Source organism: Paraburkholderia acidiphila (assembly GCF_009789655.1).
Classification (GTDB): Bacteria; Pseudomonadota; Gammaproteobacteria; order Burkholderiales; family Burkholderiaceae; genus Paraburkholderia; species Paraburkholderia acidiphila.
Genome location: NZ_CP046910.1, coordinates 196,019 through 218,917, shown reverse-complemented (window position 1 = coordinate 218,917; position 22,899 = coordinate 196,019). Strand labels below are relative to the sequence as shown.

The following is a 22,899-nucleotide window of genomic DNA, read 5'->3' as shown; positions in this document are numbered from 1 at the left end:
TGAAAATGGCTGATTTCGACGCAGTGATTATCGGCGGTGGCCACAACGGACTTGTCTGTGCGAACTACCTCGCCAAAGCAGGCAAGAAGGTGTGTGTTCTCGAACGCCGCAACATCATCGGCGGCGCAGCGGTGACTGAGGAACTGTGGCCCGGCTTTCGTCTGTCGGTCGCATCCTACTGGATGTCGCTCATGCAGCCGAAGATCATGATCGACCTCGATCTGGTGGCCAACGGTGTCAAGGTCCTGCCCACCGCCCCTGGCATTCAGCCGTTTAGCGACGGCCGGGTGCTGGTCTACTGGGATGATGCCAAGCGAACCTGCGACGAGATCCGCCAGTTTTCGCCCGAGGACGCCGAGGCCTATCCGCGGTTTGTGAAACACATGGAAGGCCTTGTCGTTCACCTGCGCAAATTGCTCTTCGAGGTTCCTGTTGATCCGACGACAGGCCGTTTCAAGGACGTCGCGAAGGCGCTCGCATTTGCGTGGCGCTTCAAGGCGATCGGCCCGCGGTTCTATGACCTGTGGGACCTGCTGACGCTCAGCGCTCAGGACTTCCTGCGACGCTGGTTTGTCAGTCCGCAAGTCCTCGCCGCTTTTGGCTCCTATGTCTCCGGCGCAAGCAGCTTTTTCGGACCTAAAGTCCCTGGCACGGCGTACGTCCTGGCGCGCCCATTCATCCGCGATTCGTCTACTGCGGCTGGCCCCGGTGGACTCGTTCAGGGTGGCATGGGCAGCATCACCCAGGCACTCGCCAGGATTGCGCAAAAGCAGGGTGTGCAGATCAAGCTCAACGCCACGGTCGAAAAGGTGCTGGTTGAGAACGGTAAGGCAAAGGGCGTGCGCCTTGCGTCTGGCGAGACGATTAGCGCAAACATCGTTGTGAGCAACGCGGCATCCAAGCTCCTGTTCACCGAACTGATTGACCGCAAGGACGTACCTGCTGAAGTTGTCGATGCAGCGCGCCGCATCAAGACCGACTCGTCGGTCTTCAAGATCAATCTCGCACTTCGAAATCTTCCGAAGTGGACAGCGCTTGAGGCGCGTGGGCTCGACTTCAATCCGGGATCGATCACGCTGGCCGAAAGTATGGACGAGCTCCAGGCTAATTTCGAGGCGGTCGAGCGCGGCGAAATGTGCGAAAACCCTTACATGTGGATCGTCACGCCGAGTGCGTTCGACTCCACGGTAGCTCCCGCAGGTTTCCACACCATGAATATCATGGGCGGCCACGTACCGTACAAGCTCAAAAGCGGTCCGTGGGACGAGGCGGCACACGAGAAGCTCTTCGATATCATCATGACGCGTATCGAGAGGTACGCACCGGGTTTCCGCAACGAGGTCCTGCATAAACAGATCCTCGTGCCGCCCGATATCGAGGCAATTTTCAACCTCCCCGGCGGCCACGTGCATCAGGGTGAACTCACCATCGACCAGACCTTCTTCCGGCGCCCGATTGCTCACTATGCCGACTATCGGTCACCGATCACGGGCCTCTATCAGTGTGGAGCCTCGATGCATCCCGGTGGAGGCGTAACGGGCGTTCCTGGCCACAACGCAGCGAAGGTAATCCTCAGCGACAACTGACAATCCAGCTGGTCGCAGGGACGGGCCGTGGCGCTTCCGCGCCACGGCCCGTCTTCTTTGGAGAATTCCGATGAGACGCCAGTTGCGGTCAGGACACGGTTACCACCGGGGCACTCATCCGCTAGCACCGCACTGTCGTCCGTCAAGCGAGGAGACAACGATGCCCCTCCTACGGCGAGATTGGTGTCGTACTTAGGTGCGACCTGGTGATCCGTCGCAACGACGACGATGCACGCGACGCTCGCGGAAAGCGCGATGTGGGAGAATTTGCTCCATTGAATCTGGCGGCGCGGGGACAGTGGCAATGCGGACAACTGCGAACACTATCTACATAGCAGCGACGGTCACCAGTCGGAAACCAAATAAATTCCGGCCGTGGCGAACCACGACCGAATGTTCGGTATTTCAATGTGCTATGTCAAAGTCTCCAGTGACTGACCGCGCGAAAGATCTTCGGATTCCAGATCGCAAAACCGTGAGCCTATCTACCGTATGCCACCTCGCTGCGCGCACCCAGTCGGCGTTCTCCGTTATTAGCCGTGGCTTTTTACAATGCCCGGACCCCTTACTCCCGAAGTCGACGTGCATACGCGATGTGGAGGGCGCTACCGCAGGACGTTACGTATCCGCACGAGGTAGCACCCAGCGGTAATAACCAGATCTAGGACTTAATCGATTCAGTAAGCCTGAATTCACCGACTACCTCGTCGAGTTGGCTACCCTGGTCCTGCAGCGCACGTGCGGCCGCCGCGGCCTCTTCAACCAGCGCCGCATTTTGCTGAGTTACGTCGTCTATCTGAGCGACGGCACGATTGATCTCGGCTATCCCGCGGCTCTGCTCTTGCGAGGCCACAGTGATCTCGTTGACGATTTCCGTCATTTTCTCAACAGAAGATGTGACTTCTGAAATCGTGATGCTTACCCGGTTCGCCAACTGCGCGCCGTGCTCGATCCGATACGCTGACGCCTGAATCAGCGCCTTGATATCCTTTGCGGCCGCTCCCGAGCGTTGTGCAAGACCACGCACCTCGCTGGCGACCACTGCGAATCCGCGACCCTGCTCGCCAGCCCTCGCCGCTTCAACAGCCGCATTGAGCGCCAGGATGTTGGTTTGAAACGCGATGCCCTCGATTAGTCCGGTTATCTCGCCCACGCGTCCCGATTCGCCGCTGATGGTGGCGAACGTCTCCAGGAGATCGCGGACCACCTCGTTTGCGCGGGTCACTGCGTCTGAAGCACCGCTGGTAAGGTGGCTCGCCGCTTGTGCATTTTGTGCGTTTTCCTTTACGGCCGCAGTGAGCTGCTCGAGACTCGCGGCAGTTTCCTGAAGCGCTGCCGCCTGTTGTTCAGTGCGTGCGGAAAGATCCGCGTTTCCCGTCGCTATTTCGCCGGCTGCCAAACCGAGTTCGCGACTGTTGTCGCGCACTCGATGAATAACGCCACTCAGCTTCTCGACAAACCGGTTGAAATGTGCCGCGACTATCCCCACCTCATCCTCGCTTGCAATCTGCAGACGCTGAGTCAGGTCACCTTCCCCCGAGGCGATGTTTTCCATGCCGCGCGCGACGATATGCAGCGGTCGCGTCATCCGTCGCCCGATCACTAACGCAAGCGCCATGGTTACTGCTGCAACCATCGAGGCAGCGGCAATCAATGTCGCTGTCAATCGATCGGCGGCCGATATCATCTCGCGATGCGGCACCAGTCCAACGAACTTCCAACCCAGTTGCGGCGACGTATATACAATACAATCAAACGCCTCATTCCCGATGACGACTGAGTGGAGTCCTCCTGATACGTTGGCGATCTCCCCGTATCCCTCCCCCAGCGAAGCGAGTGGCTTAAAGTTCTTTGACGGATCGCTTGGGTCGGCTATGACCTTGCCGGTATCCTCCACTAGCATCAGATAGCCACTCTTTTCGAAGCGCACTTTCGACACGATAGTTGTCAGTTGCTTCAACGATATATCCGTGGCTACCACGCCAACACGCTTGCCAGCAGAGTCTCTAATCTCGCGGACGAAGCTGACGACAGTCTCCCCCGTACCAGTGCCGACTCCTGAAAAGGAAGCGGTTCGCGCAGTTTGGCCGTTCGCGTCCACAGCAGTGCGGTACCACGGTCGCGTCCGGGGATCATAAGCGCTGTGAAAGTTCTCCTTGGGCCATTGAACAAATCCCCCCCATTCTGTTCCGACGTACGCGTAACGAACGTCAGGATGAGTTTCACCCACGCTCCGGAGTGTCCGATAAATTTCGCTCTCCACCGACCCTTTCGACTCGGGATCCATCACGCCACCGGCATGAACGTACGATGTGACGGACCCATCAACGGACTTGAGTGTAGGCAACGTCGTCAGAAACGTTTCGTTGTTTGCCATTTGCTGGAAGGTATTCTGCAAGCTCTGATCGAGCTGCTGAATTTGACCCAGACTGACATTGATAAAGCCCTCTCGGGCCAGCTTGCGTTCATGAATCGTCGCGAATGCTGTGACTACGGAAACGGTAATGATCAGCGACGCGCCGAGCAGCAAGCTCAACTTTCCAGAGATGGTTTTTGTAATTCCAAATGCTTTCATCGAGGCTCATTCGCTCGCGTACGCATCACGCAGTTCCGTAGATCCGAACTGCGTGACAAAGTGTGTGCGGGAGCCGATCGTGCGCTCCCGCCAAGAGGAACCCGCCCGTCTCGTGATGTGCCCACAGCCCGAACGCCTCCACGGAGCCTGACAACGCTCCGATAACGATGGCGAACTACCACATCACGAGAGGTACAGCCACCCAACAGTGCGTCGTCGATCAGAAGTGGTGCAACATCGCTACGCGATAGACCATCTGATTACGCCCGGACGATGGTGCCGCGGAACCAACAATGTTGGCCACGTCGAAATCTGTACCAGTCGACCCCGTGGCGTGCTGATATGCCCCCTGAACGTAGACAGACGTACGCTTGCTGAGATCGTAGTCAAGCATCAACGCGAGTTGGTGCCAGTTTGCCGATGCACTTCCGGCCGTCGTTGAAATGTGTACGTGCGTGTAGATGTAGCCAGCACCGAGCCAAAGATCTGGCTGGAAGAAATACTGGCCGTTGACGTCGACGTTATCGAATTTCCAAGAATTCTGGCCCGCAGCCGGCTGATTGACAAAGTAGCCATTCGAGGTCGGATCGTAGACGTCGACATGTGAGTACGCGACCGAAGCGGTGAACCGTTCATTAAATTTGTAGGATACGCCCGCGTCGATATTCTGCTGCGACGAAGCCACGAAGACTGCTTCGCTCGCAGTAATGGCCCCACTGCTGTTGAGACCTGGCGCGCTCGCTTTCAGGTACGCGACCGCCGCCGACAGGGCTCCCATTTGATACTGCAATGCGGCGCTATATACGCGGTTCTGGGCGAAGCCACCTGCTTCGTTGCTGAAGCCGTAGAGCGCCTCACCGGTAAACCCGGCGATCGTTGGTGACACGTATTTTGCGCCATTCTGGATACGGAAATCCCAATCGGAGTTGTCGTTATCATATGGGTGCGCGCCGAGGTCGCCCGCCCAGTTGCCCGGCGACGTAAAGCCGCTCCACATGTCAATTGTCGGATCGTACTGACGTCCAAATGTCAGCGTCCCGTACTGATCGGAAGAGAAGCCAACATACGCTTGCCGGCCGAACAGACGCGAGCCCTGACCCATCGTACCGGTGTTCGTGTTGAAGCCGCTCTCGAGCTGAAAGATGGCCTTCAGACCGGCGCCGAGGTCCTCCGATCCTTTCATGCCCCAGCGACTTCCTGCGGTATCCCCGCTAACCATCTGATAGCCCCGGTGGCCGCCGGCGTTCGTCGTGAAGTTAAAGCCCTCATCGATCACGCCGTACAACGTCACCGTACTCTGTGCGTAGCTGGACAAACTGAAACCCATCGCTCCAATCGCTGCGAGCGCTAATATCGTTCTTCTCATTGCTGATCTCCCAATGGACTGGCATACGCCAATCAAGTATTCGTTCTTCTCAGGGTTTACTTACTTTATACGCACTCCTACGCGATCAATCGACCAGTGCGAAGTGGACATTCGGACTACGTTAAGGTCGGTCGCCCTTCGATGCTTCCGATGGGGTTGGGCAGATCGAAATTCAGAAACGGCGACCGACAGGTCGACTTAGTTCACCCTTACTGGATTGCGATCGGGCGGAGATCGAAGCCGCCGATCGAACCGCGAACGTCGTTCGGGACCAGCATGAACGTGAACGCATACACCTTGGCGGTCGACAGCGGCTCGAGATTCATCATCTCGATGATGTGCACGCCCTGTTCGATGAGCGCATATACGTGCATCGGATCGCTGCTGCCGGGCTTCTTCGGCGGATAAACCTCCACACCTGTCGTATCGCCCCCAATCACCATCGCACCCTGATCTGCGATAAGCCACTTCGCTGCGGCCATGCCGAGCCCGGCGTAATTGTGGTCTTCAAGTGCCTTGTGGTCGTGTCCCGCCTCACCCCAGTAGCGATTCATGCCCATGCGCACGAGCACTACATCGCCGGGCTTTATCGACGCATGCTCTGCAGACAACGCCCCCTTGAGATCGTCGACCGTTATCTCGTATCCCGACGGCAAGGAATCAACGCCTTTATACGTGGCGACGTCGATCAGCACCCCACGCGCGATAACCGGCGGAATCGTCGTTGCGTCGCACTTACGCATCCCAAAATCACCCACCGCGTCCGCGGATTTGAACCCGTTGTAAAAGTGGTCATCCGGACCAACTGTTACGTGTCCGAGTCCGTCAAACTTTGTCCCGGTGTTATCGCTCATGAACAACTGCGCGCTTTGCCACGCCGTGCCGGAAGTGTTGCCGCCCTCCGGAGTCATGAAGTCAAAATCCTTCATCGTCTTGATCCCGTGCGGTGTGCGGAACATCATGAGTTCAAGAGGACCGTGGCCGTCCCAGTGGTAGGAATTTCGATCCATCGGCAAGCCGAGATCGAAGACCCGCCCTGTCGTAATCTGTTTCATTGCGGCGAGACGCGTCGCATCGGTCATTTCATTCAAGGCCCCTACCTGGTCGTCCTTGCCCCAAACCCAACCCCAACCCTGCCCGCGCTTCCACTTGATCATTCCATCATCACCCGCAAAAACGGTGTTGCACGCGCCGCCTGCGACGGCGGCAGCTAGAAGCCAGGAAATCATACGTTTCATAACCACTCCGGTTTGTTGAGATACCAACTAAAAAACCTTTCACGAACGGATCAAGGCGCGGCTTCACCGGCGCGCATGGCACCGTTGAAGTTCATATCGAGCCTGACGCAACGCCGTGTCGATTACTTCACGAACCGCGGAGCGCCAGCGTCTGCACTCGATGACTCCACGCCGTAGTGCTTCAGAATGCGAGAGAACTCGCCGCTAGCCCTCGCCTCGGCGATATCCTCGTCTATCGCTTTCGCCAAGGCATCATTCGATTTCGGCATGAGGAATGCCGTCTGTGCGGGGGATACGGATGCACGCACCCGGTTATCCGGCTTCGCCGGCTTGATCTTCAGGTTCGGATAGCCATTTGAATGAGTCTGCGCATATGCGCCTTTGGTATAGCTGTCAATCGCAGCATCAATCCGACCTGCAGCAAGGTCCTGCGCTAGCGCAACCGGGGTTGGGTACAGCTTGACTGAATCTCCCAGCACCGCCCGCAGGTCGGGAACCCAGAGATACCCCTGTACTGTGCCAACCCTTCGCCCCTTCAAGGACTCGATAGAATCGCTGCCATCTTTGGAGTAAATGGCAAGACGCTCGACGAGCAAGGGTGCACTCAGGTTCAGTACCGTCGAGCGCGCCTCGCTTCGGTACCAGCCAAAGGCGCCGAGATCCGCGCGCCCCGCCATAACGTATTGCGTTTGGCCAGTTGGATCCACCATTGCCGGTTGGACGCGAAGGCATTCCCTGGCGGCGATATACCGGATCAGGTCAGCCTCAATGCCAGAGAAATTCCCGGACACGTCGAGCGAGTCGAACGGGGGGAGCGTGCTCGTGGCGACCGTCAAAGAACCAGGACTAACCGTGCTGAACTTGTGCGCTGGAGTGCACGCCACCGCCATGGCCGACGTCGCGGCAACCATCAAGGCGGCGCCGACTGCAAAGCAAGAAACTGGTCGCTTCATCTTCAAGATCCTCATTTAGCTGCTCAATGCCTTTCTCCCGCAACAGGACGTCACTCGCGGACAGCAAGCGGCCGACGCCCATAGGGAGTGCGTTGCTTATCTAGAAGCGGGTGACAAGTGCGGTGCGCATGGCGAACTGACGATCGGTCGTCGACGTTTGCGTCCCCGCTCCTTGATAGAGATCAGCTCCCTTCGCGGCGCCGCCCGCTTGCTGCGCGAACAAGCCGAAATAGATATCCGTTCTCTTTGAGAGCGCGTAATCGGTGCCAAGCGCGACGCGGTGGTATTTCACGGAGTAGCCTGCGTAATTGATGTGGCCGATCGTGTACAGATACCCGCCGATGACTTTGACCGCAGGTGTCACTGCGTACCGGAAGGAGACGTCTGCGTCGTCGAAGGTTGCATTGCCCTTCGTTCCATTTGCGTCGGCGAACCGGGCCCGCGTCAACACTGCCGCAAAGGTCGATTTTCCGACTGTGTATGTCGCCCCCAAACCGAACGAATCGACCTTGGACGGCCTGCCAACGTAGCTCCAGGGACCGGTCGAACCGATCGCTGATCCGCTGGTGTTGTCCAGATAGTGAGCACCGTCGGAAAAGAGGCTGGCAGGGTTATCGGCATGGAAATAGGCGAGCCCCGCACGCAACCCATGACCTGTATAGTCGGCGCCCGCGCTCCAGACGGGAACCTGCTTCTGCGATGTGGACGTCGCACTGTCGGCCAGTGCGACGAGGCCGCCAAATCGAATGCCATTCGCCAGAGCACTGGTGAATTTGACAGAGTTATCGATACGGTACGAGTTGCTGAGGTTGTCGATATCGCTAGCGTGCGACGCGTACGATCCAAGAACGGAGCCCGTCGTAGCGAACTGCAAATAGTCGACCATCGAATCGTACTGACGTCCCGCAGTCACTACACCGATGTTGTTGTTACTCAGGCCGAGATATGCCTGTCGCCCAAACATTCTTCCACCTTGACCAAGGTTTCCGGTCGGAATGTTGAAGCCATTTTCGAGACGCGTGAGGGCGCTCCATCCCCCGCCGAGGTCCTCCTGCCCACAGATGCCCCATCGGCTTCCGTACACGCCCGTATATGTGCCGTCTCTCATCGCATAGACCTGTTTCCCGCCCGAGTTATTGACGTAGTCAAATCCATTCTCAAGTACACCATAGAGGGTCATCGAGCCTTGCGCGAACACTGAGCTGACGTAGAAAAACATACTTCCAATCGCTAGCGAAACCGTAGGTATTCTTTTCATGACAGGCGTGTTAACTACCTATTTTTCTTGGGCAAGTGTGCATCGAGATCACGGACGACAGATGAACTTCACATCCGTCTCCTCGACACATACCGGTTAACCTTATATTTTGACTCCCGGGTCAGTATGCACGTTTGCCCGCTGCCGTCAAAATTAAATATTGCTGATTTTTCTTACCGTATACCCTGATTGATGGGTTAGGATTTTTCGCAATAAAAAAGGCCGGCAGATTTGAAGAGCCTGCCGACCCGTTGCTTCGAATTCTCGTCTCTGGTCTCAATACACCGTGGCACTCTCAGCGGACCATTTGATTTACACGTTTGAATAGTTCGGACCACCGCCTTGCGGGAATATGAGCTTTGTTAGCGCCATCAAACCGCACGACGTCATTGTTTTTTCTTCGCGCGACACGTGCCTTCAACCGTACCCTACCTTGAGGATTTGTGGACACTCATTCAGGCGCGACGAAGTTGCTGGAAGGGCGCAACGTGCCTAAGATTTACTGACGTTTCTCGATCGAGCCATACCCGAGAAAAAAAGCCCAGATCGCTCTAAGCGTCTGGGCTGCTTGTACATCATGAGAACGGCGCTACGTCAGAGACTTTGACGCCCGATTGCGCGATAGATGTTTGGGCTCCGCTCGCGAAGAACAAGAGCGTAGAAGACGCCAAAGATCAGCGTACCGAATACGAGAGCCAGCAGATACATCGCGACATGCACGTCTCCGGTCAAAAGGTCTATATTCGTCGTCGCCTCCCAACCAGTAACGAGAAGACCGAGAAGGCTCGCGCCTGGTGCATATAGCCGTTTCCACACACTGACATTGGCACCTTTACGGCGGAAGAACACGATCACCGAAAGCGATGTAAAGATCTGCAGGATGAGCAACGAATAGCCGGCCATGCCGACCAGCGCTTCATATACACCGTACGGGTCAACCGACGACGCGATCATCACAGCCGAGGCAACCCCACCGGTAAGCGATACCATGAGTGAGGCCTTGTAGGGCGACCCGTGAATACGGTGAACGGCTGCCCACCTCTTCGGCAACGTCCCATCACTGCTCAGTGAATAGACGTAGCGTGCGAGGATATTGTGGAGCGCGAGAAGGCATGCAAAGATGCTCGTACATGTCAGTGCGCTCACCACATCAAGACCCACCTTTCCGAGGAACATACCTACACTATCGAGCGACGCCGTCGCAGGCGCTGCTGCAGCATGGGTGAGTGCGGCCTCCGGGCCATAACCAACAATGAAGAAGTACGCGGCTGACGCGAAAATGCACGCCATGACGACGATCGACACATACGTGGCCTGAGGCACGGTCACCTCTGGATTCCTCGCTTCCTCGCGAAAGACCGCCGTCGCCTCGAAACCCGCGAAACACGTTACGCCGAACAGAACAGCCAGGCCAACGGAACCCGAGGTAAGCGCGGCCGGCGTCAACCAAGCCGGGTGGAAAGCCGCCGGGCCATGCGCGATTCCGATAGCCAACTCCCACGCAAACACAACAACGACTTCACAAATCAAGGCGACGGTCAGTACCTTTGCCGAGAGAGATATCTTGAAGTAACCCAAGATTGAGACTGCGGCCCAGATGACCATCGCCCACTGCGCCCAGGAGAGTGGGGAGTCGCCGAACGCGTGAGAACAGAAGGTATGGAAGACGACCCCCGCATAGAGGTACGTGCCAACAATGAAGAAGGCGTAAGCCAGCATAGCCATCAATGCGCAACCGAGCCCAAGGGGCTTGCCAAGTCCGACAGTGATGTACGCGTAGTAGGCGCCCGCGTTGGGGACGTGCCGAGACATTGCCGTGAATCCAACGGCGAACAACAGCATCAGAAGACCAGCGCCGAGAAAGGTTACCGGGGCTCCCAATCCGTTCCCCATCGAAAGCATGATTGGTATGAGCCCAATGACCACTGTCAGGGGTGCGTTGTACGCGAGCACCGTGAAAACGATGTCCAGGGTCCCTAAGTGCCCGCTGAGGCGGCGTGTAGCCGGCGCGGTTGACGCGTCAGGGATCTGACGTGCGAATGCACGGTCTATCTCTTCCATAACGTAATTCTTGCTCCTCGACTCTCTTCGATGGACTACATTGCCGGACGCCAGCGGTAACCCCGGCCCGGTCTGCCCCGGGTTACGTGGCAGGAGTGCCCTGGTTGAATGGACAGGCTATGCCCGTTTTCAGTCTCGCCGGTCAGACGTACATACTATACGGTCAAAAAAACGTGTCAATGGAATTCAAGCCTGGGCACAACACCAGCTTGACGGGAGCGCCTCTCGACGCGTTAGCCAACGGACACGTCCTTAGCCTCGCTTCCAGCCGAAGCACCGTCCTTCAGCCTCCCAGGCGATTGCGCCCCACTCTGCTGACAATCCCCGACCAACACGGCGGTACCGGGTCCGCAGGTTCAGGTCTTGGCGGTTACGGCCGATAGCGGTGCGCACGACAGTTTGTGCGATGCGTCCCCACCCCTTAACATCGCACCGCGACAAGCAACGGGTTCCATGTCCAGACCAGGGCGCATTAAGCACGAGTGCGCAACGGCATGAAGGTCGTGAAGCCGACTACGTGTCTAGAACCTGTGGGCAATGCCCATGCCTGCGGCAATCTGTGTCCGCCCTGAAGCGGGAGCCGACTGAAATCCATCGCCAATGGACGCCGTGGCATTGATCACATCGCCTGCTCCTGTGGTGCCCAGAGTCTGCCCACTCGCGCGCTGCCATGCCTGAAGAAAATATAGCGTCGTCCTCTTCGACAATGCATACGATTCCGCAAGGCTGACCTGATGATACTGAGCGGGATTCTCGATGCTGTTCGCCCGGCTGGTCCACGTATAGCTGTAGCCCAGTCCCACGTCCAGTGCGGGGCCTGCGTGCCAGTGACCGACCGTACCCACTGTGTTGAAAACCGCCATGTCGTGAAACGACGAATTGACCCCGGGCACGTACTGGACGTTCGAATAGGAGAAGGACATATCGAATGCCCTTGACAGCGCATAGGCACCCGTCACGGCGATACGCTGCTGCGCCGCGTTGGTCTGGTAGCCGTTGGTCAGTGCGGATACGCCGGGCTGACCTCCGGTGGTTGCCGTCGAATCCGCGCCCCACACGCCACCGCCCAGGCTGGAATTGCTGAAGCGCTCGAAGCCCGCCGCGAGCGACACCGCGCCTTGCACGTACTGGGCCGCGAGGCTCCACGTCGAACCGCGCGAGAGCGTGCCCGGCACGCCGCTCAACGCATAGGACGCACCGACCGTCAATCCTCCGAAGACGGGGGACGTATACACCAGCGAGTTGTTGACGCGGTACCCGGAATCGAGGCCGTCAATATCGCCCGGGTGCGCTCCCGTTTCACCCGACAACCACGGAGTCGGGCCAAACGCATAGAGCAGCGTGTAGTAGGGCGTGTACTGACGCCCCGCTGTGAGCGTGCCGTACGCCGGATTCGTTACGCCGACGAATCCCTGTCCGCCGAATGCGGCGTTCGTAAATTGTCCACCGCCCGTGTTGGTATTGAAACGCGATTCGAGCGTGAAGATCGCCTTCGTTCCGTCGCCTAGTTCCTCCGATCCTTTGAAACCCCAGCGACTTCCCAGCCAGTTGCCGGACGAAAGCTTGACGTTCGAGCGCCCACCCGAATTGGAGCCAAGCGTAGTCTGGCTGTTCTGGTAGATGATGCCGTTGTCGACCACACCGAACATCGTCAGCGACGTCTGTGCGTTGGCGTTCGTCGTGTCGAGCATCGCAATCCCCGAGAGCAGTCCCAGCTTCCCCGCCTTGATAATCTGATTTTTCTTTCCGTTTTTCATTTTTATTCCTTCGTGGTTGAAATGGTGTTTGTTATTACGATTAGTCATCCTGATTTATCGGCGAGCGAATACACCCTGCCTCACTGCGAGGCAGGGGAAACTACGTCGTCGGAAGTTCAGCAGAAACGCGGAGGGGAGCGCGCCATCCGCGTCAGGGAAAACGTCGACTACCGGGCCGTGTCAGGCAAGGTAGCGGCAGGTCAACCAGCCCCCGTCGACGGCGATCACCTGGCCGTTGACGAACGAAGCATCTTCGCCAACGAGAAAGCCGATCACGGAAGCGACGTCCTCCGGAAGCCCCACCCTGCGCAAGGGTGTCGCGCCGAGCATCGCGTCGCGGTATGACGTGTCGCGTTCGAGCCGCGTCTCGGTCATCGGTGTGCGAATGAGGCCGGGCGCAACCGCGTTCACGCGAATTCCCTTCTCGGATATCTCGGAGGCCAACTGGCGTGTAAACTGCGAGATACCGGCTTTCGTGACCGCGTACGCCGTCGAGCCGGGAAAGCCGACTTCGCCGAACACCGAAGCGACGTTGACAATCGACGCCCCGCTTTTCATCAACGGCAAACAGTCGCGCGTGAGGCGCAGCACGGCGCGAAGGTTGATGTCGACGATACGATCGATTAGGAGATCGTCGCTGTCGGCAAGCCGCCTGGATCCGCCGACGCCCGCGTTGTTGACAAGAATGTCGAGCCCCGAACCGAGCGCCGTAATCGCGTCGACGATCCTGGCCGGCGCGTCTTTTGCCGCCAGATTCACCACGAGGCGATGAAGCGGCAGATCCACCAGGTTGTCGTCGGCGAGGTCGACAGCGAGAACCTGAACGCCGCTCGCCAGCAGTCGCCTGACCGTTGCGAGCCCAATGCCCTGGTTGCCGCCTGTGACCAGCGCCAGCCGTTTAGTTGCTACCGTCATGCCAGCCGTCCTCCATCGACCGGCAAACAAACACCGGTGGTATATGACGCCTGCTCGCTTGCGAGAAACAGCGCCGCGTCCGTGACCTCGCGCGGTGTGCCGAAGCGCCCCAGCGGGTAGCGTTTGAGATATTCAGCCTTGCGCGCTTCCACGGCATCCGGGCTGCCCGCGGCCTCGAACGTGGCCTGCAGCATCGGCGTTTCGATCGAACCTGGGCATACGCTATTGGCACGAATACCGTCTTTCGCGTAGGCCAGGGCAAGACTTCGCGTGAACATCGCGACAGCGCCTTTCGAGGCGGAATACGCCGGCAGCGTGCCGCTTCCGGCCAGACCTGCCGTCGAACTGAAGGTGACGATATTCCCGTTGTTCTTCTTCAAGAGCGGCAGGGCACGCCTGACCATGAGAAACGTACCGCGGACGTTGATATTGAATACGCGGTCCCATTCTTCCAGGCTGCACGCATCAATGGCGGAACCGGCGCCAATGGTTCCCGCGGCCGTGACAAGTACGTCGAGCCCAGTGGCTTGCGGCAGTTCGCGCCAAGCTGCTTCGACGCTCGTTTCACTGGAAACGTCGCAAACGTGCGTAGTCGTGTCGACAGATAGCGCATCCGCGGTTCGCGTCAATCCGGCCATGTCGATGTCGAAAAGGTACAGCTTGCGCGCCCCTTCGCGCGCGAACGCTTGCGCCAGATCCCGGCCCAAACCCGAAGCTGCCCCGGAAATGGCAATGACACGTCCCTCAAACCTTCGCATGTTCTGATACCTGAAAGAGATAGCGACCAGCGCTATCGCAAACCAAAAAATATTTCCGCTAACGTTCACACGCGAATTCAATCGACCCAGCAGTCGTGAATCTCGCTCATCGTGGCGAACCAGACGTCACCGTATGACGAAATGCGCTCGAGCAGCCTGCGTAACATCAGGATGTACGGCGCCTTGCCAATGGATTGCGGATGAAGCGTATAGAACACAGCCGCATTGGGAACTTCTTCATAAGCGTAGGTAAAGTGGTCCATCCACCTTCCCAGAATGACATCGGGCGCGGCCATACCGGCGTTCATTCGCGGCACATATTCGATTGCCGGAAAATCGTCGAGATGCCACGAAACCGGCATTTCCAGAATCTTCGTGCTCGGCGGTCCGAACACGTTTCCTCCATCGTCGCGTAGTGTGACGTTGCTCGGACGGTAGGGCTCGAAATCGCGACCCATCAATGACGAATCCCAGTCAAAACCGTTGTCTTCGAGAATCGAGAGCGTATTTTCGGTGAGGTCCCACGAAGGCGAGCGGTAGCCGCGCGGGCGCTTGCCGACAATGCGCTCATGCAGTCGCAACTGTTTTTCCATCAGCGCACGTTCAGCCTCCCCCGAGAGTCCGCCGACCTTTTCGTGCACGCAGCCGTGCGCGCCGACCTCGTGTCCGTGCGCTAGCACGGCCTCAAACTGGGCTGGGAAGGTCTCCATCGTATGAGTCGGCGTGAACCACGTCGATTTGATGTCGAATCGCTTCAACTCGGCGAGCAATCGGGGCGCGGCGACGATTGCGCAGAACTCTCCCCGGGACAGGTAACCGGGCGAAGTGAGGCCGAAGGAATTCATCCAGACCGATTGACCGTCGAAGTCGACGCCAATGTTTACAGCAATTTTTCTTCCCTGAGGAAGCTTTAGGGGCATGTTGCACTCCTGTTGGGTTGTTGCGCAAAGTCCGGCGGACCCGCATAGCAGCTTGGCGGCCTGCTAGCGATTGACAAGTTTCGCGGGGACCATCGTCGCAAGAATGAGCAGCCCAAGACCGTTGCATGCTGCGAGGATCAGCATCGCAGCATCGGTGCTCCCGGTCGTCTGTTTGATCCAGCCGATCAGATAAGGGCTTACGAAACCCGCCGTGCTCGTCGTGCAGTTAATGAAGGCCACCGCCGCTGCCGCTCCCGCGCCTGAAAGGAATGCGGTGGGCAGACTCCAAAACAGCGGATTTGCGGCGAATACACCAATTGAAGCAATGGAGAGCGCAACGAGCGCCGCCACCGTATTCGCGCTGAAGAGTACGCTCAGCAGCATGCCAACGCCACCGATGGCGATAGCCGCAGCCAGGTGCCATTTTCTTTCGCGTTGCCGGTCGGCACTGCGGCCGAGCAGAATCATGCCGACGATGGCTGCCACGGAAGGAATTGCCGAAAGCACACCGATTTCGAGCAGGCTCTTCACGCCGGTCGCCTTGATGATGGACGGTAGCCAGAAGCTGATGCCGTATGAGCCGAGCGCCATGCAATAGCACACGGCGATCAGCGTGAGCACGCGCCGGTCGCCGAAGACCCGGCTTACCGGAATACTCGACTTCTGTGCGTCGTCCGCGTCGATTGCGGATTGCAGCGCCTGCTTTTCCGCCAAGGTGAGCCATTTGGCGTCGGCCACGCGATTCGGCAGCTTCCATAAAATCAGCAGCCCGAGGAGTACCGAGGGAATCGCCTCGACGACGAACATCCATTGCCAACCGGCGAGTCCATGCGTACCGTTCATCGACTGCATGATCCAGCCCGACAGCGGGCCACCGATCACCCCGGAAGCCGGAATGGCAGTGAAGAAAATGGCCGCGACCTTGCCTCGCTTGCTGCTCGGGAACCAATAGGTCAGGTAGTGAACCACACCGGGCAGAAAGCCGGCCTCGGCAATCCCCAGTAACAGGCGAATAATATAGAACGACGTGGGCGTTTTCACGAATACCATCGCGCCGGCCAGGAGCCCCCATGTAATCATGATGCGCGAGATCCATGCGCGCGCACCGACTTTGTGAAGAATGATATTGCTCGGCACCTCGCACAGCGCATAGCCGACAAAGAAAATGCCGGCGCCCAGGCCGTACACGGTCTCGCTGAACTGCAGGTCCGAGAGCATTTGCAGCTTCGCGAACCCGACGTTGACACGGTCGAGATACGCTGCCACGTAACAGATGAACAGCAGCGGAATCAAACGCAGCGTCACCTTCGCATACGCGAGTTTTTCCGCGCCGGTTTCGGCTTCGATCGGGCGCGCGGTGGTCAGACTGTTTGCCATTGCTGCCTCTAAACGGTTATTCATTGCTTATGCGTTAAATTGGGGACGTCGCCGGGCCGGCTGCCAGCTTCCCGTGGATTCCAGTTGCGACGCAAGTTGAACAATCAAATCTTCGCGGCCGTACCGGCCGATGAGTTGGGAGCCGACCGGCAGCCCATGCTCCGTCCAGTACGTCGGCACGCTCGCGGCCGGCTGCCCGGACGCATTCAGGATTGCCAGGTACGTCGAATAACGGCTAACCTTCTCGCGCAACACCGTGAACGTGCCGTTCATCGTCAACGTGCCGAGCTCTGCAGGCAGTTGCGCGAGCGTTGAAGTCAGCACGATGTCGAAGCGTTCGAACGGCACGTCAAGAAGTCGGCCCAACGAATGAAACCGCGCCACCGCGGCGGCGTATTGCGACGCCGGAACGCTTTTTCCCAGTTCGTATCCGTCGAGTATTGCCGGTTCCAGATCGCCGTCCCGGAGCCTGCGTCCGAGCATATTCAGACGTGCATCGACGGACAGCACGATGTTCGCGGCGAGCACGCGAATGTGGTCGGCAACGAAGCTTTCGTAGTCGAGTCCGCTGGGCGCCGGCAGATATTCGACCTCGTGGCCGAGATCGCGAAGCAGTTGCGCGGTCGCATCGACGGCCGCAGCGCATTCGGGAGCGAGTGCGATTCCGTTCAACGGTTCCTTCCACACCGCGATACGTAGCGGGCGGTCAAATGGCTTGTTCACTACGTCAGTCAGAGGCCGGCTCAGTGGCGGTGCGCAATACGGCGCACCCGGCTCAAAACCCGAAACCGCGTCGAGCACCGCCGCGGTGTCTCGAACCGTGCGGCTGATCACGCCGTCGACGGCCAGGCCCGCCCAGCCTTCGCCGCGGTACGGCCCCATCGGCACGCGCCCCCGCGAAGGCTTCAGGCCGAAGACGCCGCAGCACGACGCCGGAATGCGGATCGAGCCCGCACCGTCACTCCCATGCGCGACCGGAACGATGCCCGCCGCGACGGCGGCGGCTGCGCCGCCACTCGACCCACCCGCGGAGCGCGAAAAGTCGTGGGGATTGCGCGTGGGGCCGCCGTTTTGCGTGGCTTCCGTGGTCGGCGCCATGCAAAGCTCCGGCACGGTCGTACGCGCGAACGGAATCAACCCGGCATCCTCGAAGCGCGCCACGAGAGTCGAGTCTGCAGCGTACTTGATGCTGTCGAAGAGCGAGGAGCCGAGCTTCGAATCGAGACGCGCTGAGGCCAAGCCAGAGTCTTTGAGCAGAAAGGGAATGCCGCGAAAAACGCCACCCCGACTCCCGTTGCGCGCGAGCGCCATACTGGCTTCATAGTCGGGATAGCAAATGGCGTTCAGCGCGGGATTCACATGCTTCGCAATGCTAATCGCGCACGTCAGCAGCGCATCGGAAGATGTCTCGCCTTTTGCCAGCAGCTCGGAAAGAGCGACGCCATCCAGTTCAAGGTATTCGTAGTCTCGCATTGTGTTGTGCCACTGAAATTCGCCGGAATCGGCTCGTTGACCTCTACGCCTGTGAGCGGACGTCCGGCCGGTCGATTTATTCGCTTGACAACTGTATTAAATAGCAATACAGTCGTATTAACGTATGGCCATCTTGGCATTTCTAAAATTAGTTCGCAACCAGAAAAATTCCGCAAGGACGTGGGAGGGCGTGTGGTAACGAAGGACAACCTTTACGTGCAGTCGCTCGCGCGCGGGCTCGATCTGCTCGAGGCGTTCGCATCGGGCGGCGGTCCGCTAAGCCTCGGCGAGCTGGCCGAACTCACTGGTCTGGACCGCAGCGCGAGTCAGCGTCTCGCACATACACTGGTGATGAAGGGCTATCTGGAGAAGGCGGAGGGAGGGCGTGGCCTCGTGCTGGGCAAGGAAATCCTCGCGCGCACCTTTGACTTCCTTCGCAACTCGGCGCTCATCGAGCGGGCTACGCCAATCCTCGAAGAATTGCAGAAGGAGACGGGAGAGCGCGTCGACCTGAGCTTGTTCGACGACGTGCACATCATTTACGCGCTGCGCCGCCAGTCGAAGCGGCAGACGTATTACGCGACGCTCATTGGCCGGCGCATTCCGACGTTCTGCTCCTCGGGCGGGCGTGCGATGCTGTCGAAGCTGGACGATACTCAAGTGAACGACATTCTGAGCCGCTCCACGCTCACGCCGTTGACCGCCAAGACTGAAACCGATTTCGGCCGCATCAAGGAAAAGATCGAAGAAGCTCGTTCACGCAATTTCGCAGTGGCGGAGGAAGAAAGCCTGCTTGGTGAACTCGCGCTTGCGAGCGCAGTGCTGGATCGTGATGGCCGCCCGCTCGGCGCCGTGCACATCGCGGGCTCTTGTGCCGAGTGGACGAAAGCCGCGTTCGTCCGGCGATTCTCGCCGCTTGCAATCGAGGCAGCACGGGCGATTGGTGGGCGCTGAAAGCTCGCGCCGCTTGACGACACGAAGCGTCGGCTTCTACCGTGTTTTGCTGAGCGAGTGACGGTACACCGCAGGAGCCCGAGCCGACCATGTCCACCGCCTCGATCGGCATGAACATCGCGGGGCCCACCTCGGTCATCCCGAATGCTTCGCGTGCGACCAAGTCAAATCGTTCCTCGATCTTAGAATGTAACTCACGTGGCACACCGTACACATTCGCGCGAACGAGCTCATTGTGGGCATCGTCACGATGTTCATCCTGCTTGTACACAAGGTAGGGAAAGAGGCAGAAGTTAATGTTGTGTTCGCGAACCCAGTTCATGAAGCGGGATGCACTTTGTTTGTTTGCCACGAACAACGTTCCGCGCTGAAACAGCGTCATGACCAGCATCCACTGCGGGTCCATGTAGTAAAACGGAGTCGGCGCCAGGATATTCGAGTATGAGCGGCCATCTCGGAATGCGTTCACTTTTCCGCTAACTATCCAATACTCATGGGTCAACATGCATCCCTTCGGGAACCCGGTCGTACCTGAGGTGTACTGAATATTTAGCAAGTCGGAAAGGTTGACACCGGCAGCTTTCAGTTGCGCCGGTTCTGCGCGAACAAGCGCATCCCAATCCCGGTACGAGCCAGTGTCGGCACCTTTTATAAAAATCTTTGCCCCGTCAATCTTGACGGTTCCGTCATCGAGGCACGTTTCGAGGCGCTCGATGACCGATTCATGCGCAACAATGAACTCAGCGTCGCTATTTGTGAGAACGTAGGTGAGCTCGCGCGGCATGTAGTTGATGTTCTCCGGTAACCGTAATCGACTGTGCGGCGCGAGTTGTCGGAACGTACCCAAGGACGGCCCCTGCAGAAAGAGCCGCTCCTGCCTTCAGGAAGTGACGCCGTGAGGCGCCGGCCTTGGCGTCGTCGTTATCGCGAGGCTTTTTGCCAGTGAAGCGTGCGCCGAAATCGTACAAGACGCGCTATGAATTCAGCAGGAAACGGTTACATCGGCGAAACATGATGCGCACCGGATTCGCGGCAACTTCGGTCGAATGGATGTTGAACGCCCGCGAGAGGATTTTGCACACGAAGCACGAGCAGGCGCTGTTCATGACTTCGTCGACGCCTCGCGGTACTCCTGTAAACCTTGGCTTTTGGATCGGTGCCCTTGAAGTTTTACCCGTCGTACACCCGCATCTTCGAGTACGGCACCCTCACCCCAAGATACGATCGCGCAGATAATATGCACCAAGATCAGAACCGGAACCCTTTCGTGAGGTTCCGGTGCGACAGTGCTTGGTCGACGTCGGTTTGTGGGACTGGCAACGTTGTGCCTACACCCGGGTGACTTGATGCGCTACGTGCGTAGGCCCGCTCGGAACGTTTGTACTGCCACCGCCGTGTACGAGCAGGCCGGTCAGCACAAGGTACACAACCCTCTTTATCGCCTGCTCTGAAGCGATTTTCAACGCACTACGGAGGAGTCGGGCAGACCTTGATTCGGTCTGTCTCGCTGAACGCAGTCTGTTCGGTTCGGTCCGCACACGCCTAAGGCTCGGCCATGCGAAGCGTTTCGTCACCTTTATGAGGGCAACGGAACCCAGCAGCGGCGCAATGTCACGATTGTCGCGGAATGCCCTCCATTCCGCCTCGTTCGAGTGCGCGAGGATGATGCCGTTGAACGGTATCGCCCCGAATCCTTCGGTGCCCTTGAAGTTGCCTTCCTGCGTGGCCGTGAGCAAGGCGTGCAGCACCCTGATCGGCGCCTTGGACATTTCGACGAATTCGAGCAGGCCCTGATTCGCGAGACATAGGCCACCGGAGTAGCTGTACGCGTCTGCGTCATCCTGTGCGTATTGCTCGAGCTTGCGGATGTCCACCTTGCCCAAGAGCGACGAGATGTCCTGATTGTTCTCGTCACCTGGCCCGGTCTTCGCAATGCCGATCTGGCGCAGGATGGAGGGGAAGCGGCGCACAACGCGGAACTTGCTGATGTCGCCGTTATATTCGTGCAGGCGCTTCACGGCCCACGGGCTCAGATTGCTCCTCAGGTAACGGCGAGGTATGCCGTATTGCTCCTCAAGTATCGGACCGTCTTCGTCGTAGTCGAAAAGCCCTAGCGGAGATTCGTTCACGGGCGAGCCCTTGATCGCATAGATCGGCACGTGCTCCAGGAGCTGCTTCAAACGCTCGGCGATTGCATTCACGCCCCGCGAAGATCCGAGCAGATAGAGAATCTGCTTCTTCTCTTCGAGTCCTCGCGCCGCACAGCGGAAGTACGTGACGACCTGCTCGATCACGTCTTCCATGCCATAGAACTCGCCGAATGCGGGATACACCCTGATGACCTTGTTCGCAAAGACGCGCGACAGGCGCGGATCGTTGCGGGTGTCGATCTGTTCGGGTTCGCCGATTGCCGTCAGCATGCGTTCGCCAGCCGTGGCGTACGCATTGGGATCTTCCTTGCAGAGCGCGAGATACTCCTCGAGCGAGAACTCCTCCTCTCGCGTTTTTTCGAAGCGGGTCGCGAAGCTGCTGTAGATATCCATGCTACCTCCTCACCGATGCCGTGCGCGGCGCTGGCGCGCTATTCAAAACGACATCGCTCAAATTCATCCTAAACCCTTTTGAAATTTTTCGCACCGTTAAATCGGGCCTCATTCGTGGTGTGACCAGACTCAGCACGATACGCATTCCTAAGACTCGTTTAAGCGCGGAAAGACCTCAACTTCCAGCAATCCTTCATGCACGTGGCGTGGGTTGGATCGTGTCGCAGTATCCAGGCGGAGCTTGTCCATTCACGTTCGTTCATGACGCCTGTCGAGCCGCATGATTAGCAATCCAGACCGACACTTTTCGGCGGATCGCCAATTGAGTTGCGCAGTGCCTCGGACGGATGGCCCGCCACCACCCTCGTCGCCACTTCCAAAGGCACAAAGTACAGGACGCACGTCGCGTGGAATGCGGAACCGTTTAACGTTGAGTCACAGCTATCACGGTATTGCATGAATTGACGAACCAGACGAGCAGTTCACGCGGATCGCCAGCGGGGTTGCCTGGCGCCTCCGGCACGAGCGAGGCGCCGTCGAACGTCAGCCCGAGTTTAGGGGCGACGAAATCGAGCGCGCGGGCAAGCGCGGAGTACGGTAGCGCGTGGCCGGTCACGAGTGCGCCATTGTTCTGCGCATCGGCGGGCTGGGCGAGCGGCGCGACGTTGGGCCACTGCGCAAAACGGCTATCGACGATCTCGATGGCCGGGAGGATCTGGCCGACGCGCGCGACCACCTCGTCGCGCGCATAGGCTTCGGCGCGCGGGACGATCGGTTCCGAAAAACGAAACGCGATCTCCAGCTCCACGAGCACGCGGAAGAAGTGGCGGCGCTCGAAGCGTGCCGGCGAGGCGTGCACGAGCGGCGCCGGGATCGGTGCACCGGAAGCGGGGCCGCCCGGCGCGCGCGCCCACCTTCCAGCCGCCCGTGGTCGTCTCGAGCCCGGCGAGCACCACCTGCTGGATCGCATAGGCCGTCGCCGGCGTCCGGCGGCACGCGCTCGGGCTCCAGGGTTTCGATCAGATGATGACGCCGGCGCGCATTCACGAGGCGTTGCGCGAGATCGTCATGCGTCGTGTCGTGTGCCTTGTTCATGCTGTCATGCAACTGCGGGTCCCACGCCGCAGCCAAACCCGCCCCGAAGCCGGCCCGCATCTGCCTCTGC

Annotated in this window: 15 protein-coding genes and 4 pseudogenes; 2 read left to right on the top strand and 17 right to left on the bottom strand. The window is 58.7% G+C overall.

The genetic code is table 11. The features are described from left to right. Positions 1-5 precede the first annotated feature (5 nt). Complete coding sequence (locus FAZ97_RS15440; RefSeq protein ID WP_158759349.1) at positions 6-1,586, top strand: phytoene desaturase family protein; 1,581 nt, start codon at positions 6-8, stop codon at positions 1,584-1,586. 661 nt (positions 1,587-2,247) lie between these two features. Here FAZ97_RS15440 and FAZ97_RS15435 read toward each other — a convergent pair. The 12 genes from FAZ97_RS15435 to FAZ97_RS15380 form a co-directional block, all read right to left on the bottom strand. Further along, on the bottom strand, positions 2,248-4,161 hold the full coding sequence (locus FAZ97_RS15435; RefSeq protein ID WP_158759348.1) for a methyl-accepting chemotaxis protein: 1,914 nt from the start codon (positions 4,159-4,161) through the stop codon (positions 2,248-2,250). Between the two features lie 220 nt (positions 4,162-4,381). Continuing rightward, a complete protein-coding gene (locus FAZ97_RS15430) occupies positions 4,382-5,527 on the bottom strand; it encodes a porin (protein WP_158759347.1) in 1,146 nt (381 codons plus the stop codon). 209 nt (positions 5,528-5,736) lie between these two features. Then, positions 5,737-6,765, bottom strand: a complete 1,029-nt coding sequence (locus FAZ97_RS15425; protein WP_158759346.1) for a cyclase family protein — start codon at positions 6,763-6,765, stop codon at positions 5,737-5,739. A gap of 122 nt (positions 6,766-6,887) precedes the next feature. After that, positions 6,888-7,718, bottom strand: a complete 831-nt coding sequence (locus tag FAZ97_RS15420) for a substrate-binding periplasmic protein (RefSeq protein ID WP_158759345.1) — start codon at positions 7,716-7,718, stop codon at positions 6,888-6,890. A 100-nt stretch (positions 7,719-7,818) separates the two neighbouring features. Next, on the bottom strand, positions 7,819-8,937 hold the full coding sequence (locus tag FAZ97_RS15415; RefSeq protein WP_158759344.1) for a porin: 1,119 nt from the start codon (positions 8,935-8,937) through the stop codon (positions 7,819-7,821). Positions 8,938-9,570: 633 nt separating this feature from the next. Then, positions 9,571-11,037 (bottom strand): APC family permease, encoded by a 1,467-nt coding sequence (locus FAZ97_RS15410; protein ID WP_158759343.1) that lies wholly within the window; start codon positions 11,035-11,037, stop codon positions 9,571-9,573. Between the two features lie 521 nt (positions 11,038-11,558). After that, complete coding sequence (locus FAZ97_RS15405) at positions 11,559-12,794, bottom strand: porin (RefSeq protein ID WP_158759342.1); 1,236 nt, start codon at positions 12,792-12,794, stop codon at positions 11,559-11,561. 180 nt (positions 12,795-12,974) lie between these two features. Next, the gene (locus FAZ97_RS15400) at positions 12,975-13,709 is read right to left on the bottom strand and encodes an SDR family NAD(P)-dependent oxidoreductase (RefSeq protein ID WP_158759341.1); all 735 of its coding nucleotides are present in this window, start codon (positions 13,707-13,709) and stop codon (positions 12,975-12,977) included. Beyond that, complete coding sequence (locus tag FAZ97_RS15395; RefSeq protein WP_233271766.1) at positions 13,706-14,536, bottom strand: SDR family NAD(P)-dependent oxidoreductase; 831 nt, start codon at positions 14,534-14,536, stop codon at positions 13,706-13,708. The genes FAZ97_RS15400 and FAZ97_RS15395 overlap by 4 nt, the downstream gene beginning before the upstream one ends. Before the next feature lie 8 nt (positions 14,537-14,544). Then, the gene (locus FAZ97_RS15390) at positions 14,545-15,387 is read right to left on the bottom strand and encodes a polysaccharide deacetylase family protein (protein WP_158759340.1); all 843 of its coding nucleotides are present in this window, start codon (positions 15,385-15,387) and stop codon (positions 14,545-14,547) included. 63 nt (positions 15,388-15,450) lie between these two features. After that, positions 15,451-16,764 carry an MFS transporter gene (locus FAZ97_RS15385; protein ID WP_199272132.1) on the bottom strand — a complete coding sequence of 438 codons (1,314 nt, stop codon included), beginning with the start codon at positions 16,762-16,764 and terminating at the stop codon, positions 15,451-15,453. Positions 16,765-16,791: 27 nt separating this feature from the next. Then, positions 16,792-18,237, bottom strand: coding sequence for an amidase (locus FAZ97_RS15380; RefSeq protein ID WP_158759338.1), 1,446 nt, complete (start codon positions 18,235-18,237; stop codon positions 16,792-16,794). A gap of 6 nt (positions 18,238-18,243) precedes the next feature. Between FAZ97_RS15380 and FAZ97_RS15375 the strand changes: the two genes are divergently transcribed. Next, on the top strand, positions 18,244-19,191 hold the full coding sequence (locus tag FAZ97_RS15375) for an IclR family transcriptional regulator (RefSeq protein ID WP_233271764.1): 948 nt from the start codon (positions 18,244-18,246) through the stop codon (positions 19,189-19,191). A 58-nt stretch (positions 19,192-19,249) separates the two neighbouring features. On the opposite strand, the pseudogene FAZ97_RS35815 reads toward FAZ97_RS15375, so the two are convergent. The 5 genes and pseudogenes from FAZ97_RS35815 to FAZ97_RS35705 form a co-directional block, all read right to left on the bottom strand. Beyond that, a pseudogene (locus FAZ97_RS35815) lies at positions 19,250-20,038 on the bottom strand (AMP-binding protein); the annotation flags it as partial. Continuing rightward, positions 19,941-20,159, bottom strand: coding sequence for a twin-arginine translocation signal domain-containing protein (locus FAZ97_RS35810; protein WP_158759336.1), 219 nt, complete (start codon positions 20,157-20,159; stop codon positions 19,941-19,943). The pseudogene FAZ97_RS35815 and the gene FAZ97_RS35810, both read right to left, overlap by 98 nt. Before the next feature lie 39 nt (positions 20,160-20,198). Then, positions 20,199-20,391: pseudogene (locus FAZ97_RS35805) on the bottom strand (PrkA family serine protein kinase); the annotation flags it as partial. 371 nt (positions 20,392-20,762) lie between these two features. After that, positions 20,763-21,734: pseudogene (locus FAZ97_RS15360) on the bottom strand (PrkA family serine protein kinase); the annotation flags it as partial. Positions 21,735-22,188: 454 nt separating this feature from the next. After that, positions 22,189-22,829 (bottom strand): annotated as a pseudogene (locus tag FAZ97_RS35705) (2-keto-4-pentenoate hydratase); the annotation flags it as partial. Positions 22,830-22,899 lie beyond the last annotated feature (70 nt).